Consider the following 15,543-nt stretch of genomic DNA (forward strand, 5'->3'; position numbering starts at 1 on the left):
TGCGGCCGGCGGCACGGGCCCCGGCCCGCAGACTGCCAGCCCCCATGAACGCATCCGCCAAATTCACGACATCCCAGATCCGCAGCGACTTCCTTGAGTTCTTCAAGGGCAAAGGCCACACCATCGTGCCGTCGGCGCCGCTGGTGCCGGGCAACGATCCGACCCTGCTGTTCACCAACTCCGGCATGGTGCAGTTCAAGGACGTGTTCCTGGGCGCGGAGAAGCGCAGCTACGTGCGCGCGGCCGACGTCCAGCGTTGCCTGCGTGCCGGTGGCAAGCACAACGATCTCGACCAGGTGGGCTACACCGCCCGTCATCACACCTTCTTCGAAATGCTGGGCAACTGGTCCTTCGGCGATTACTTCAAGAAGGATGCGATCGCCTGGGCCTGGGAGCTGCTGACCCAGGTCTGGAAGCTGCCCGCCGAGCGCCTGCTGGTCACGGTCTACCAGACCGACGACGAGGCCTACGCGCTGTGGCGCGACATGATCGGCATTCCGGAAGAGCGCATCGTGCGCATCGGCGACAACAAGGGGGCGCCGTTCGCCTCGGACAACTTCTGGCAGATGGCCGATACCGGTCCCTGCGGTCCGTGCACCGAGATCTTCTACGATCACGGTGACCATATCGCCGGTGGCCCTCCGGGCTCGCCGGACGAGGACGGCGACCGTTTCATCGAGATCTGGAACCTGGTCTTCATGCAGTTCGATCGCCAGCAGGACGGCACGTTGATGCCGTTGCCTGCGCCGTGCGTGGACACTGGCATGGGCCTGGAACGCCTGGCCGCGATCCTGCAGCACGTGCATACCAACTACGAGATCGACCTGTTCCAGGCGCTGATCCGCAAGGCATCGGAGCTGACCGGCACCGCCGATCTGGAAAACAAGTCGCTGCGGGTGATCGCCGACCATATCCGCGCCTGTTCGTTCCTGATCGTCGATGGCGTGCTGCCGTCCAACGAAGGTCGCGGCTACGTGCTGCGCCGGATCATCCGCCGCGCGCTGCGACACGGCTGGATGCTGGGCGTGCGCCAGCCGTTCTTCAGCAAGCTGGTGCCGACCCTGGTCGAGCAGATGGGCGAAGCCTATCCGGAACTTCCGGCGCAGGTCGATACCGTCGTGCGTGCACTCCAGGCCGAAGAAGAGCGTTTCGCCGAAACCCTCGACTCGGGCATGAAGATCTTCGACGACGTCGCCGCCAAGGTCAGCAATGGCGTGATCCCGGGCGTGGACGCCTTCCGCCTGTACGACACCTACGGCTTCCCGCTCGACCTCACCCAGGACATCGCCCGCGAGCGTGACCTGACGGTGGACATCGACGGCTTCAATGCCGCGATGGAAACGCAGCGCGAGACCGCGCGTGCGGCCGGCAAGTTCGGCGGCGGCGTGACGCTGTCGGCCGATCTGGTCGCCACGCTCAAGCCGACCGTCTTCCTGGGCTATGACCGCCTGCAGGCCGACGGCCTCAGTGTGGTCGCGATCCTCAAGGATGGCCGTCCGGTGGAAGCGGCCCAGGCCGGTGACGAGGTCATCGTGCTGACCAGCCAGACCCCGTTCTATGCCGAGTCCGGCGGTCAGGTCGGCGACACCGGCACCTTGTCCGCTGCCGGCGTGCAGGTGCAGGTGAGCGACACCCAGAAGTTCGCGGGCCAGTTCCATGGCCACGTCGGCAAGCTCACCCAGGGCAGCCTGAAGATCGGTGACGTCCTGGCCGGTCAGGTCGATGGCGAGCGCCGTGGCGCCACCATCCTCAATCACTCGGCCACCCACCTGCTGCATGCTGCCCTGCGCGAAGTGCTGGGCACCCACGTGCAGCAGAAGGGCTCGCTGGTGGCACCGGACCGCCTGCGTTTCGACTTCTCGCATTTCCAGCCGATCAGCGCCGAGGAACTGGCGATCATCGAACGCAAGGTCAACCAGCAGGTACGCGTCAACAACGCTGTGGAAGTGCACAACATGGGCATGCAGGAAGCGCTGGACTTCGGCGCGATGGCCCTGTTCGGCGAGAAGTACGGCGAGAACGTACGCGTGCTGAAGATGGGTGACTACTCCACTGAGTTGTGTGGTGGTACCCACGTCAACCGGACCGGTGACATCGGCCTGTTCAAGATCACCTCCGAGGGCGGCGTATCGGCCGGTGTGCGTCGTATCGAGGCCGTCACCGGCCAGGGCGCGCTGGACTACGTGGACGCCGAGGAGGCGCGCCTGGCCGAGGCCGCGGAACTGCTGGGTGGCAGCGCAGCTGACGTGGTCGAAAAGATCCGCGCGCTGGGCCTGCGTCAGAAGCAGCTGGAGCGCGAACTGGAGGCCGTGAAGGCCAAGGCCGCCGCCGGCGCCACGGCTGATCTGTCAGGCCAGGCTGTCGAGGTCGCCGGCGTGAAGGTCCTGGCCGTCCGCCTGGAAGGCTTCGATGCCAAGGCCCTGCGCGATGCCATGGACCGCCTGAAGCAGCAGCTGGGCGACGCGGTGATCGTGCTGGCCGGTGCCCAGGACGGCAAGGCGGCCCTGGTCGCGGGCGTGAACGGCAGTGCAATGGGCAAGGTCAAGGCCGGGGAACTGTTGTCTCATATCGCCGGTCAGATCGGGGGCAAGGGCGGCGGACGCCCGGACCTCGCCCAGGGTGGTGGCGAGGACGGGCCCGCCCTTGCCACCGCGCTGGCTGCGGTCGTCGAATGGGTCAGCCCCCGCCTGTGATGAACCCCTGCCGTCCCCCTCCTTGTAGGAGCGGGACGGCTGACGGTACCATTGCGAATCTTTTCCCTTTGTCGTGGGCGCGCTTCTTGACGGAGCGTCAAGCCGGTGGGGGATACCCTTCCACACGGTTCCATGGAGACTTAAAAAAATGTTGATCCTGACTCGCCGCGTCGGCGAAACCCTGATGATCGGTGACTCGGTGAGCGTCACCGTGCTTGGCGTCAAGGGTAACCAGGTGCGTATCGGCATCACTGCGCCGAAGGACGTCGCTGTGCATCGCGAAGAGATCTACCAGCGCATCCAGCGTGGTGACGAAGCCGGCAGCACCGGTGGTGAAAATTCTGCGGAATAAGGCTTTACCTTCGCGCGTGATTAACGTTATGATTCACGCCCCGCTGAGGTGCAACGCACCAGACGCGGAGAAAACCCCGGAGCGATGCCCGAGCGGCTGAAGGGGCTCCCCTGCTAAGGGAGTATAGGGTCAAAAGCTCTATCGAGGGTTCGAATCCCTCTCGCTCCGCCAGATACAAAGAAGCGCCTGCAGATCCTCGATCTGCAGGCGTTTTTCTTTTCCGGTCCCTTAAAGCCTCACGGTCACGCCGACCTGGAACCCGCGACCGGGCAGCGGTGCGATGTACTTCAACGGCGAGTTGTGTGGACGCGCTTCGTCATCCAGAAGGTTGCTGCCGTTGACGAACACCTCCATCCCGGCGATGTAGGCATTGCGTACTGGCAGCTCGCGGCTGACCTGCAGATCGACCAGGTTGAATGCATCCAGCGGAATCTCTTCGCTGACGTTGCGCCCCAGGTACTTCTGCTTGTCGTAGTAGGTGCTGGAGAGTTGTACCTTCCAGCGGTCGCGCTGCCATTGCAGGTTGGCACCATAGCGGTTGGTCGGCATGTTCGGCAGGTACTCGCCATCGTTGTGCGCGCGCAGCGTGTCCGGACGATCGGCCTGGTTCCTGACCAGATCGGCGAAGGCGGACAGATTCAATTTCCCGTAGCCGCCAAGGTCGAGCGCCTGCGAGGCATCGATCTCGAATCCCTTCACCGTGGTGTCGGTCTGCTTCCAGTACTTCAGCGGCAGGCGGTTGGCCGTCTGCATGCCGGAGTAGCCCAGGTAGAGGTAGTTGTCGTACTTCATCCGGTAGGCGGTGGCCGACAGCGCGAAGCCGCCAAGGTGGAACAGTCCGGTCAGCTCCAGGTTCTTTGCGCGTTCCGGCTCCAGGTTCTGGTTGCCTTCTTCCTGGGTCATCACCGAATAATGCGCGTTGCTGGCATACAGCTCGTTGATCTCCGGTGTGCGCTGCGAAGACGAATAGCGCACCTTGGCGGCAAACAGCGGGCCGAGTTCGACATACGAACCCAGGCTGTAACTGTTGAGGCGATAGGAGCGATCCTGCAGCGTGGTGTTGGCAGCATTGCGCGAGGTCTTGAAGCGGCTGGGCTGCAGGCCATGGTCCACGCGTTCATGGCGCACGCCGGCGTCGAAACTGGCCCAGCCGAAGTCCAGCATCTCCTTCAGGAACACCGCGTTGCTGCGGGTGTCGACGTCAGGCAGGTAGCGCAGCGCGCCACTGCCGGTGACATCACGCGACTGGTGGCTGTAACCGAGCAGGCCGCTGAGCGGACCGACGCGCTGATGGCTCAGCAGCAGCTCGGCCTGGGTGCTTTCGACATCGTAGTCGTTGGCCCGGGTGGCACCCAGCCGTTCGCCCGAGGTGTTGTCCAGCTTGGAGACACGCAGCTCGGCGCGCTCGAACCACGGCAGCGGATCGCGCAGCAGCGCTTCCAGTGCATAGCGCTGCTGCTTGATCACCACGCCCACCGGCAGTGCGTTGGCGTAGTTGGAACCGAAGGACAGGTTCTGCATCGAGAAGCCCGGCACACCGTACTCGCTGTCCTTGGCATCGATGCTGACGCCGATATGGCCGCGATCGAAGAACCAGGTCGATCCGAGTGCTGCCTGCGAACTGCGTGAGTAGCTGTTGCCCAGCCGATGGTGGTAATCGGGGGTCACATCGTTGTTGATCTGTTTCTGTACGTACGAAGGCGTGCCGGCGACATAGGCCGGATTGACCGGATTGATGTAGGTGCGGCGCTGCCAGACCGAGGTCGGGTTGCTGGTATAGAAGGAAAAATCACCATCGGCCCAGTCGGGATTCTCGGTCATGAACTGGTCGATGTAGGGTTGCGAGGCCTTGTTGTAGAGCTGCTGGACGCGCGCTTCCTTCTGGCAGCTGTCGGCCAGCGCCGAATTGACACCTCCGGTGGCCGGGAACAGCTGGGTGTTGCAGACGCCTGCCTTGCTGTTGCCGGGAATGTCGTAATACGAGATGCGTTGCCGCGAGACCTGCAGGTTGGTCGAGACATTCCGCTGGTTGTTGAAGTTCATGCGGAAGCCCTGCGCATCGGCCGCGTTGAAGCCTTTGCGCAGCACCAGTTGCATCGACTGGTCCTTGTCCTCCATCGTGCGCGAGATCAGGCCGGAGTCGATGTCGACGCTGCCGCCGATCGCGTTGCCGCCGTAGCGGACGGTATCGGAGGATTTGGTGACGGTGACGCTGCGCACGAACAGCGGGTCGAAGGGAATGTTGATGTCGCCGCTGAAGGCGTTCATGCCGAGGATGGACTGGCCATCTTCCAGGATCTGCACGCGGTTGCCGCTGAGACTGCGGATGACCGGAGCGCCAGCGTTGGGACCGAAGGCACTGTTCTGCACGCCGGAGACATGTTCAAGCATGCCGCCGAGGGTGCGGTTCTGGGCCTGTGGGGTCTCGACAGTGACGATGCTGTCGATCCGGGAGGGCTTGCTTGCCTCGACCCGGACGGCGGGCAGGGTGGGGTCGTCGCTGGCATGGGCGTTGTGAACGACGAACAGGATGGCTGCAGCAAGCAGATGACGACGCATGACACACTCCGTGAAAAGAATGTGAAATGTTATAACGTAACTATTCAGATTCACAAGTCGGAAGGGGGGACGGCGGAGGGGAGGGGAGATCGGCCTGGCAATCGGCGGCAGCCTGGGAACTTGCACGCCCGGCCGCTGGCGCGCAGCATCCGGCATGGCAGGTTCCCCACAACGCACCTGCAGGACCTTCCTCACTCGAAAGGAGCCTCGCATGAAGCTGTTGTCCGTCGTGTTGTTGTCCGTGGTTTCGCTGCAGGCGATGCCTGCCCTGGCTGAAAACCCGAAGTCCTCGCCGCTGCTCGGCCGCTGGTCGCTGGATATCGCCACCTCCGCGCTGCCTGAAGCACAGCGTCCGGAACAGGTCGTGCTGGAATTCAAGGACGCCGGTGCGGGAAGGTGGAGCTCGCATGTGGATATCGTCCTGCATGATGGCAAGACGATGAAATCCGACGGTACGCTGGCATTGGATGGCACGCCCGCAGCGCTGACCGGCAGCTACGGCGCCAACCAGGCGACGCTGAAACTGCCGGCGCCGAACACGCTGGTGATGCAGCTGGTCGATCACGGTGCGCCTGCGTCCACCCGTGTGTATACGGTGGCCGCCGATCGTTCAACGATGACCGAAACCAAGGCGTTCTTCGGTCATGACGGCACGCCGATCCTGCAGACCAACCTGTTCAAGCGGTTGCCGTAGCGGTGTAATGCAGCGACACCCGCAGAGGCGTGCTCTGCGGATGCCGTTGCTGCGCTGTCATGCGGCGGCGGGGTCGCGCTTGCCGGTATCGATCCCGTACCGGTCGATCGCCTGCTGCAGCAGGCTCCGTTCGACATGTCCGTCATCGGCCAAAGCCTTCAGTGCCGCCAGTACGATGAAGTGGCGATCGACCTCGAAGAACGTCCGCAGCGATTCGCGTGTATCCGAGCGACCGAAACCATCGGTGCCGAGTGCGATGAAGCGACGATCGTTGATGAAGGGGCGGATCTGGTCGCCGACGATCTTCATGTAATCGGTCGCCACCACCACCGGGCCGGCGTGGTCCTGCAGGCACTGCTGCACGTAGGGAACGCGCGGCTCGTCGGCCGGGTGCAGCAGATTCCAGCGCTCGACGGCCAGACCATCCCGGCGCAGTTCGGTCAGGCTGGTGGCGCTCCAGACATCGCTGCTGATACCGAAATCCTGCTGCAGAAGATCGGCGGCGGCCAGTACCTCGCGCAGGATCGAGCCACTGCCCATCAACTGCACGCGCGGCGGTGCAATGGTGTCGGCAGCGGCGGGGCGCAGCAGATGGAGGCCCTTCAGGATGCCGGCTTCGGCGCCGTCGGGCAGGGCCGGGTGCGGGTAGTTCTCGTTGAGCAGGGTGATGTAGTAGTAGATGTCTTCCTGGTCCACGTACATGCGGCGCAGGCCGTCGTGGATGATCACCGCCAGCTCGAAGTTGTAGGTCGGGTCGTAGGACACGCAGCTGGGAATCACCGAGGACAGCACGTGGCTGTGGCCATCGTCGTGCTGCAGGCCTTCGCCCATCAGCGTGGTACGGCCCGAGGTGGCGCCAAGCAGGAAGCCACGGGTGCGCGCGTCGGCCGCTGCCCAGGCCAGGTCGCCGACGCGCTGCAGGCCGAACATCGAATAGAAGATGTAGAACGGAATCGTGGCCAGGCCGTGGTTGGCGTACGCGGTACCGGCGGCGATCCACGAACAGATCGCGCCGGATTCGTTGATGCCTTCCTGCAGGATCTGGCCATCCTTGGCTTCCTTGTAATAGCTCAGCTGGCCAGCATCCTGCGGCGTGTACAGCTGGCCCAGGAAGGAATGGATGCCGATCTGGCGGAACAGGCCTTCCATGCCGAAGGTGCGCGATTCATCGGGCACGATCGGGATCACCAGCCTGCCCAGCTCGGGATCCTTGAGCAGGGTGGTGAGGATGCGCACGAAGCCCATGGTGGTGGACTGGCCGCGATCACCACTGCCCTGCAGTTGGACGTTGAACGCGGACAGCGGCGGCAGTGGCAGCGGATCGACCTGTGCCAGTCGTGCCGGCAGCTGGCCACCCTGCGCCTGGCGACGCTGGGCGAAGTAGAGCGCTTCCGGGCTGCCCGGTTCCGGGCGCAGGTACGGCATTTCCTCCAGCTGTTCATCACTGACCGGCAGATCGAAGCGGTCGCGGAAGGCGCGCATCGCATCGGTGCTCATCTTCTTCAGCTGGTGATTGATGTTCTGGCCTTCGCCGGCCTCACCCATGCCGAAGCCCTTCACCGTCTTGGCCAGCACCACGGTTGGCCGGCCCGTGGTGTTCACTGCCTGCTGGTAGGCAGCGAAGACCTTCTGCGGGTCGTGGCCACCACGTGCCAGCGCCCATATCTCGTCGTCACTCATGTGCGCGACCAGCGCCAGCAGTTCCGGGTAGCGCCCGAAGAAATGCTCGCGTACATAGGCACCGCTCTGTGACTTGAAGGTCTGGTAGTCACCATCGACGCATTCCATCATGCGCTGGCGTAGCAGGCCGCTGTGATCGCGTGCCAGCAGGTCGTCCCAGCCATTGCCCCAGATCACCTTGATCACGTTCCAACCGGCAGCACGGAAGGTGCCTTCCAGTTCCTGGATCACCTTGGCGTTGCCACGCACCGGTCCGTCCAGGCGCTGCAGGTTGCAGTTGACCACGAACACCAGGTTGTCCAAGCGCTCGCGCCCGGCCAGCGAAATGGCCGCCAGCGATTCGGGCTGGTCCATTTCGCCATCCCCGAGGAAGGCCCAGACCTTGCGGCCCTGGTGCTGCTTCAAGCCGCGGTATTCCAGGTAGCGCATGTAGCGGGCCTGATAGGCCGCCGTCAGTGGGCCCAGGCCCATCGATACGGTGGGGAACTGCCAGAACTCCGGCATCAACCGCGGGTGCGGATACGAGGACAGGCCCTCGCGTCCGGCTTCGCGACGGAAGTTGTCCATGCGTTCGGCGCTGATGCGGCCTTCCACGAAGGCACGGCCATAGATGCCGGGTGCGGAATGGCCCTGGATGTAGATCATGTCGCCGTCGAAGGTGTCGGTACGGCCACGGAAGAAGTGATCGAAGCCCACGTCATACATGACCGCTGCGGACTGGTAGGTGGCGATGTGGCCGCCGACATTGGAATGCTTGCCGGCGCGCAGCACCATCACCATCGCGTTCCAGCGGATCATCGCGTTCAACCGCCGCTCGATGGCCAGGTCGCCCGGGTAGGCGGGCTGGCGTTCGGGCGGGATCGTGTTGGTGTAGGCGGTCCACGCGCGGGTGTGCAGGTCGCCATGCTGCTGCACGTCGAGTTCATCCAGCTGGTCCAGCAGGTAGTGCGCGCGGGGGCGGCCGCCAGCCTGGATCACCGCGTGCAGGGACTCGCGCCATTCGCGGGTTTCCTGCGGATCGGTGTCGAGAGGGAAGTGTGCCTGGTTCATGCTGCGTCTCCAGAGAGCGCCGGTCGGCATCTGCGCGACACCGCCGGCAGGGCGACAGCTCTGGAGCGGAGTCGCGCCGGCAGGGCCGTGGCGCGGGGGCAGCCTTGGTGGCTGCCGGGGAGACAAGCGTAGGCGGCGCACGGGTTGGCCGGTAGGCAGGTGACGATTGGATCTGCGCGAACCTGCGCTTTACCCGGCGGCGCTGCAATGCGGCTGTCATCGTCGGTGTGCACCCTGCTGGGCTTTCCAGCCTCGGGGTGGTTGGTCGGTTGTGAACAGCGTCAGGATCTGGGAGAAGAGCTACGCCTTGCGGCGCCGCCTGTTGCGGGGCTTCTTCCTTCGGCGTGGTTCACAGGCTGCCGATGCCGAGGATCTGGCCCAGGAGGTCTATCTGCGCCTGCTGCGCAGCACCGGCGAAGACGCCGCGGCGATCGAGAACCCTGAAGCCTATCTGTTCGCCGTGGCAGCCAACCTGGCCCGTGAGCAGGCACGCTCGCGCTCCGGCCTGCCGCAGATCGAGGATGTTGATCTGCTGGCCGAGGTACTCAGCAGCGAGGAGGACATCGAGGGTGATTTCGAACGGGCGCAGCGCTGGAGCGGGATCCGCGGCGCCATCGCACAACTGCCACCCACGACGCGGCGGGTGATGGAGCTGCACTACCGCGAAGGTCTGGATTGCCAACAGGTGGGGGCACAGCTGGATGTGTCGGTGCACATGGTGCGCAAGCACATCGGCAAGGGGCTGGATGCCTGCAGGAAGGCGCTCGGCGCGGGGAAGGATGGATGAACCGGCAGGAGCCTGCAGCAATGGATGACGAGGTGGCCGAGCAGGCCGCGCGCTGGTTCCTGTGCAACCGCGAGGGTGGCCTGAGCGCTGCGCAGCGTGCCGAGTTCATGGCATGGATGAAGCGCTCTCCCGAACACATACGCGCGTACCTGCATGCCCTGCATGTGCACCGGCAGGTGGGCGCGGCGATGTCGGCGCACGCGCAGGAGCAGGGGGACAGGGCCGCGCTGCCGGCGCTGCCGGCAACGGCGAAAGTCGTGCCGTTGTTTGCCGTGCCCCTGCCGCGCGCCGCGGTTGCATCGCGATCACGCCGGCCGCTCTGGAGGCGGGGGGCTGCGGTGGCGTGCTGTCTGTTGCTGGTGGCCGGTCTGCTGCCGTGGCTGACGCCGCGCGAACAGATGCTGGTCGCCGGGCACGGGCAACTGCGTGAGGTGGTACTGGCTGACCGGACGCAGGTGCGGCTGAATGCAGACAGCCGTCTGCGGGTGAACATCGGCTGGTTCAGCCGCCGCGTCGAACTGCTGCAGGGCGAGGCCACGTTTGATATCGCAGCGGATCGCCGACCCTTCGAGGTGCGGGTCGGTGATCTGCAGATCCGTGACATCGGCACCGTGTTCGATGTGTCGCGTCGTTTGCAGAGCACGCGTGTCGGCGTGGTATCCGGCGAGGTGGAGGTCTGGACTGCCGGTGATGAGCAACGCCGGCTGGCGCAGCTGCCCGCCGGGCGGGTGGTCCAGGTCGATCATCTCAGTCATGCGGTGCAGCCGCTGGAAATACCGATGTCCATGCTGCTGGACTGGCAGCAGCGCCGGGTGTCGTTTCGTGATGAGCGCCTGGACGAGGTGGCTGCAGCGTTCAACCGCCACAACCAGGTGCAGGTGCGGCTGACCGATGATGCGGCGCGGGCGGCGCGCCTGTCGGGCAGCCTGGAGGCGCACCGGGTCGCCGCATTGCAGGCATTCCTGCAGCGGGACGCGCGCTTCGTCATCCGCCGCGAACAGGACACGATATGGGTCTCCAGCCGCTGATCCCGGTGAGGGCGGTGGGCTGTCAGAAAAAATTCATCGAATCGGCGTTCTCCACTTCCGCCGATGCCGGCTCTTACTTGGGAGAAGCCGCTGTCGAATGCCGACGCGGCAGCAGCTGTCCTCTCTCCTGCAAGGAACCGTGATGCGCAAGAAGCTCTATCTGTCGGTGGTACTGGCCTTGTCTCCCTGTCTGGGCGCTCATGCGCAGGCGGTGTCGTCCAACGGGCTTGAGACCAAGGTCACTGCAGCGATCGCCCCGCAGCCATTGAGCCAGGCACTGGAGCAGCTGTCACGCAGCTCCGGCGTGCAGTTCCTGTATGCCGGCGCGGGCAATACACCGATGGCGGGCGCGGTACCGCGGGGAGCCACCGTCAAGCAGGCGCTGGACACGCTGCTGGCCGGCACCGGCCTGCGCTACACGGTGGTGGACGGCAACGTGATTGCCATCGATGCGGCACCGGCCCAGCGGGAAACCAGGCCGGCCGCACCTGCACCGCGGCCACCGGAAGCCGTGGTGGCTCCGACCCTGGGAACGATCAAGGTGATCGCCGCCCATGAGGTCATCGACCAGAAGAAGACGTCGCCGGTGATCAAGGATTCGGTGATCTACGATGAGATGGACAGCTACGGCGATGAGACGCTGGCCGAGAGCCTGATGGCCGCGCCTGGCCTGAGTGCGGTGGAAGATGCGGGCGAACCGCGTTATGTGACCGTACGCGGGGTGCAGGCCAATCTCAACTACACGACCATCGACGGCATCGCGATTGCAAGCGTGGGTGGCAGTGGCTCCGGCGAGCGCATGAACAACCTGCAGCTGATTCCCAGTGACATCGGCACGCGCACCGACATCTACAAGAGCTTCAGCGCTGAGCAGGCACCGGATGCCATTGGTGGTGTGATCGACATCATCAGCCGCAGTGCCTTTGATCGCTCCGGCAAGTATGTGTTCGCCGATGTGGCCGGCATTTATTCCACGGCCGAGACCAACGTAGGGCGCAGCGCGGGTGGCGACCACAAGACCCTGGGCCACTTCGGCAAGAGCGCCAAGGCGGTGTTCTCCAACCAGTTCGGTGCCGATGATCAGTTCGGCATCGTCGCGGTCGCACGCTATGAGCAGCGCTCACGCAACAGCGTCAAGCGCTGGGTGGAATCGAACTATTACTACAACGATGCCGGCAAGTACCTCACCGATGGGACCACCGGCCCCGACGAGGCGAAAGGCTGGAACGGCCTGCGCGCGCCGGGCAACTTCAGCACCGGCACCTACACCAACTACATCACCAACTTCGGTGGCTCGGCCAAACTGGAATGGAAGCCATCGGACGATCCGTTCTATGCCTCGCTGCTGCTGTACTCGTACCGGTTCTACGAGAACTCGACGATGAACAAGACCGATCTGTATGGCAACGCCAAGTTCCCGATACGCAACCAGAGCGAGGACGGTGGCACCACCCAGATCAACAGCATCTACATCAAGAACCGCCATGACCGCTGGGACCGCAGCAACCGAGGTGCGATCGCCAGCTTCAACTGGGATATCGGCGACCTCTCACGGCTGACCCTGCGCGCCGGCCACACCGAAGAGACCTTCCACAACAATCAGGTCTACTGGGGCGTACGCGCGTACCCGAGCAACCTGTTCGTCGACTATGCCAACGACAGCCATGGTTTTCCGAACGCGGTGGGCGTCTCGGACTCCAGTCTGCTGACCAGCTCGGCGTTCAAGCTCAATCCCGCGCAGGCCTACATCTCGCCGCGCGACGCCAAGGAGAGCATCGACAACCTGCGCGCCGACTTCAGCTACAACATCGATGCCGATGCGCGCGGCTTCGGTCTCGCCGCCGGTGCCGAGTATCGCCACCTGAAGATCTGGCAGGACATCGATTTCGATTACTACAAGACCAGCGCGACCTTGAACGACTATCTGTATCCCGGTTCGACGCTGCTTGGCAGCGTCCCCGGCTTCCCGCTGATCGACAACCGCAAGTGGCATGACGAGCTGTACCCGAAGCTGGGCAACAACGATGCGGCCTACCCGAATGCCGATTTCACCAGCGACTACAAGTACGTGGAAGACATCGCCAACGCCTACGTTTCGGCGCATTACGCCTGGGACCGGCTGCTGCTGATCGGCGGCCTGCGCTATGACCACACCTCCTTCGATGCGTTCAGCCCGTTCAGTGATGATGGCGGTACCACCTACACCTCGGCATTCCGCAAGAGCAGTGGCGGCTACAACAACCTGCTGCCGTCATTGAATGCGACCTTCAAGCTGAGCGAGAACCAGCGTCTGCGTTTCTCCGCCAGCCGCACGCTGGGTCGGCCGACGCCCAGCAACATCGCCCAGGCCACCAGTACCAGCTGCGGTGACGACGAGCTGGGTGGCGGCTTCTGCACTATCAAGCAGGGCAATGCCTCGCTGCAGCCGCGCCGCTCGACCAACCTCGATCTTGCGTGGGACCTGTACTTCAACGGCAACAACGGCCTGGTGTCGGTTGCGTTGTTCGACAAGGTCATCAAGGACGACATCTATACCCTGACCACGTTCGAGAACATCGGCGACGTCCGCTATCGAGTCACCCAGCCGATGAACACCGATGAGTCGACGCTGCGCGGTGTCGAGTTCGCGGTGGCAAACCGCAATCTGCAGTGGGGCCGCCACCGCTTCGACATGTACCTCAATGCCACCCGCCTGGACGGGCAGACCAACTACCGCATCAGCGATGGCAGCGAGCGCCGCCTGGACCGCCTGCTGTACCAGCCGGACTGGTCGGTGAACGGCTCGGTGATCTGGCGCATGCCGTGGAAGAGCTCGCAGCTGCGCGTGTCCGGCACCTACCGCAGCCGCATGCTGGTCGACTTCGGCGATACCCAGTGGCTGGATTCGTATTACGACCCGTACATGACCTTCAACCTGGCCTTCAGCCACAAGGTCAGCAAGCACGTGACGCTGAAGTACGAGGCGAAGAACCTGTTCAACACCCAGCCGACCTACAGCACCGGTCCGAACGGACGCTTCCGCACCGAGATCGATGACTACGGCCGCTTCTTCTACTTCCACATCATCTACAACTGAGGGGCGGCTGTCTTGGATACGATCAATCGCAGGCGCTTCCTTGCCCTGTCGGGACTGTCCGCATTGGGTGCGTGGGCCGGAACTGCCCGCGCGCTGGCCGCGCACAACGATGCAGCAGCGCTGAATCCCCGCAATCTGCTGGCCTCGCCGCGCTTTGCCAGTACGCCCTTCACTCTCGGCGTGGCGTCGGGTGATCCGTCGACCGACGGCGTGGTGCTGTGGACGCGGCTGGCCACCGAGCCCTTGGTGTTCGGTGGCGGCATGCCAAGCCGGCCGATGGTGGTGGCATGGCAGGTGGCCGCTGACGAGGGCATGCGCACGGTGGTGCGGCAGGGAACCTCGCTGGCCCACCCCGAGCTGGGCCATGCGCTGCACGTGGAACTGGATGGCCTGCTGCCTGGACGGCCGTACTGGTACCGCTTCACTGTTGGAGGCCATGCCAGTGCGATTGGACGCACCCGCACCCTGCCTGCGGCGAACGCGCCGATCGAGCGCGTGCGCTTCGCGGTGGCCGGTTGCCAGCATTTCGAGGAGGGCCACTACACGGCTTGGCGACATATTGCCGAGGAACCGCTCGATTTCGTGTTCCATTACGGCGACTACATCTACGAGGGCGAAAGCCAGACTGGCGTGCGGAAGATGAACGGTCAGCCGTTCACCAACCTGCGCAACCACATTGGCCCGCAGACCTACACCCTCGACGACTATCGCCGCCGCTACGCGCAGTACAAGACCGATACGGATCTGCAGGCGGCGCACGCCGCGTCACCGTGGTTCGTGACGTTTGACGACCATGAAGTGGACAACAACTGGGCGAGTGCTGAAGACCAGGACGGTACGCCCAGCGAACTGTTCCTGCTGCGCCGCGCACAGGCATTCCAGGCATACTACGAGAACATGCCGCTGCGCGCCTCGTCGTTCCCGCGCGACGGCCATATGCAGATGTACCGCCGCGCGCGCTACGGCACGCTGCTGGACCTGCATCTGCTCGATACCCGCCAGTACCGCAGCAAGCAGGTCAACATGGCGCAGCGCGGGCAGGTCGAATCTGCCGCGCGCAGCATTGTGGGTGCGAAGCAGGAGCAATGGCTTTTTGATGGTCTGGCCGATGCCGCACCGCGCTGGCACGCGATCGCGCACCAGGTCTCACTGGGCAATTACATGCGCGAGAAGGGCGGCGTGGTGCAGTCCTCCGATGATCAGTGGTCCGGCTATCTGTCCAGCCGCCGCCGCCTGCTCGATCACATCCAGAAGGTGGGCTTCGGCAACGTGGTAACCGCCTGTGGCGATGCGCACCGTCACTATGCCGGCGACCTGGTGCAGGACAATGCAGACTCCGGGGTGATTTCCAGTGAGTTCCTGGCCACCTCGATCACGTCGGGTGCGGACGGACAGGGCGTGGATGCGTATGCAGAGAACCAGCTGCGGCACAGCCCCCATCTGAAGGCGACGACGGACAAGCGCGGTTACGTGCTGTGCGACGTCACCCGTAATGCCTGGATCGGTGATATGAAGACGCTCGATACGGTCATGCAGCCGAACGGCGCGCTGCAGAGCTGGAAGCGCTATGCGGTGGAGCACGGCCGGCCGGGGTTGCAGGAGGCCTGAGCCGGATGTCCCACCC

At 64.2% G+C, this 15,543-nt stretch carries 9 protein-coding genes and 1 tRNA gene; 8 read left to right on the forward strand and 2 right to left on the reverse strand.

Going from position 1 to position 15,543, the window contains the following annotated elements; genetic code table 11:
• Window positions 1-44: 44 nt before the first annotated feature.
• From alaS to ACEF39_RS07940, 3 genes are all read left to right on the forward strand, one after another.
• Window positions 45-2,693, forward strand: coding sequence for an alanine--tRNA ligase (alaS, locus tag ACEF39_RS07930; protein WP_500287553.1), 2,649 nt, complete (start codon window positions 45-47; stop codon window positions 2,691-2,693).
• Between the two features lie 148 nt (window positions 2,694-2,841).
• Window positions 2,842-3,045: a carbon storage regulator CsrA gene (csrA, locus tag ACEF39_RS07935; RefSeq protein ID WP_025878924.1), complete on the forward strand. Its 204-nt coding sequence runs from the start codon at window positions 2,842-2,844 to the stop codon at window positions 3,043-3,045.
• 78 nt (window positions 3,046-3,123) lie between these two features.
• Window positions 3,124-3,216 (forward strand) — tRNA-Ser (locus ACEF39_RS07940).
• A gap of 57 nt (window positions 3,217-3,273) precedes the next feature.
• Here the strand turns inward: ACEF39_RS07940 and ACEF39_RS07945 are convergent.
• Window positions 3,274-5,604, reverse strand: a complete 2,331-nt coding sequence (locus ACEF39_RS07945; RefSeq protein WP_500287554.1) for a TonB-dependent receptor — start codon at window positions 5,602-5,604, stop codon at window positions 3,274-3,276.
• Window positions 5,605-5,815: 211 nt separating this feature from the next.
• Between ACEF39_RS07945 and ACEF39_RS07950 the strand changes: the two genes are divergently transcribed.
• Window positions 5,816-6,298, forward strand: coding sequence for a LuxR family transcriptional regulator (locus ACEF39_RS07950; RefSeq protein WP_500287555.1), 483 nt, complete (start codon window positions 5,816-5,818; stop codon window positions 6,296-6,298).
• A gap of 57 nt (window positions 6,299-6,355) precedes the next feature.
• Here ACEF39_RS07950 and aceE read toward each other — a convergent pair whose 3' ends face one another.
• On the reverse strand, window positions 6,356-9,028 hold the full coding sequence (aceE, locus tag ACEF39_RS07955; RefSeq protein WP_500287556.1) for a pyruvate dehydrogenase (acetyl-transferring), homodimeric type: 2,673 nt from the start codon (window positions 9,026-9,028) through the stop codon (window positions 6,356-6,358).
• 271 nt (window positions 9,029-9,299) lie between these two features.
• Here aceE and ACEF39_RS07960 point away from each other — a divergent pair, with 271 nt between their 5' ends.
• From ACEF39_RS07960 to ACEF39_RS07975, 4 genes are all read left to right on the forward strand, one after another.
• Window positions 9,300-9,815 carry an RNA polymerase sigma factor gene (locus ACEF39_RS07960; protein WP_089240285.1) on the forward strand — a complete coding sequence of 172 codons (516 nt, stop codon included), beginning with the start codon at window positions 9,300-9,302 and terminating at the stop codon, window positions 9,813-9,815.
• Entirely contained in the window at window positions 9,812-10,843 is a 1,032-nt protein-coding gene (locus ACEF39_RS07965) for a FecR family protein (RefSeq protein ID WP_500287557.1), read from the forward strand. Before ACEF39_RS07960 ends, ACEF39_RS07965 begins: the two co-directional genes overlap by 4 nt.
• A 142-nt stretch (window positions 10,844-10,985) precedes the next feature.
• The gene (locus tag ACEF39_RS07970) at window positions 10,986-13,919 is read left to right on the forward strand and encodes a TonB-dependent receptor (RefSeq protein ID WP_500287558.1); all 2,934 of its coding nucleotides are present in this window, start codon (window positions 10,986-10,988) and stop codon (window positions 13,917-13,919) included.
• Between the two features lie 12 nt (window positions 13,920-13,931).
• Entirely contained in the window at window positions 13,932-15,527 is a 1,596-nt protein-coding gene (locus tag ACEF39_RS07975) for an alkaline phosphatase D family protein (RefSeq protein WP_500287559.1), read from the forward strand.
• Window positions 15,528-15,543: the final 16 nt, after the last annotated feature.

The sequence above is a fragment of the Stenotrophomonas indicatrix genome (assembly GCA_041545745.1).
GTDB lineage: Bacteria > Pseudomonadota > Gammaproteobacteria > Xanthomonadales > Xanthomonadaceae > Stenotrophomonas > Stenotrophomonas indicatrix_A.

Excerpts from the sequence above, each read along its gene's own strand:
- alaS (WP_500287553.1), top strand. The coding sequence starts at position 45 with ATGAACGCATCCGCCAAATTCACGACATCCCAGATCCGCAGCGACTTC.
- csrA (WP_025878924.1), top strand. The coding sequence starts at position 2,842 with ATGTTGATCCTGACTCGCCGCGTCGGCGAAACCCTGATGATCGGTGAC.
- ACEF39_RS07945 (WP_500287554.1), bottom strand. The coding sequence starts at position 5,604 with ATGCGTCGTCATCTGCTTGCTGCAGCCATCCTGTTCGTCGTTCACAAC.
- ACEF39_RS07950 (WP_500287555.1), top strand. The coding sequence starts at position 5,816 with ATGAAGCTGTTGTCCGTCGTGTTGTTGTCCGTGGTTTCGCTGCAGGCG.
- aceE (WP_500287556.1), bottom strand. The coding sequence starts at position 9,028 with ATGAACCAGGCACACTTCCCTCTCGACACCGATCCGCAGGAAACCCGC.
- ACEF39_RS07965 (WP_500287557.1), top strand. The coding sequence starts at position 9,812 with ATGAACCGGCAGGAGCCTGCAGCAATGGATGACGAGGTGGCCGAGCAG.
- ACEF39_RS07970 (WP_500287558.1), top strand. The coding sequence starts at position 10,986 with ATGCGCAAGAAGCTCTATCTGTCGGTGGTACTGGCCTTGTCTCCCTGT.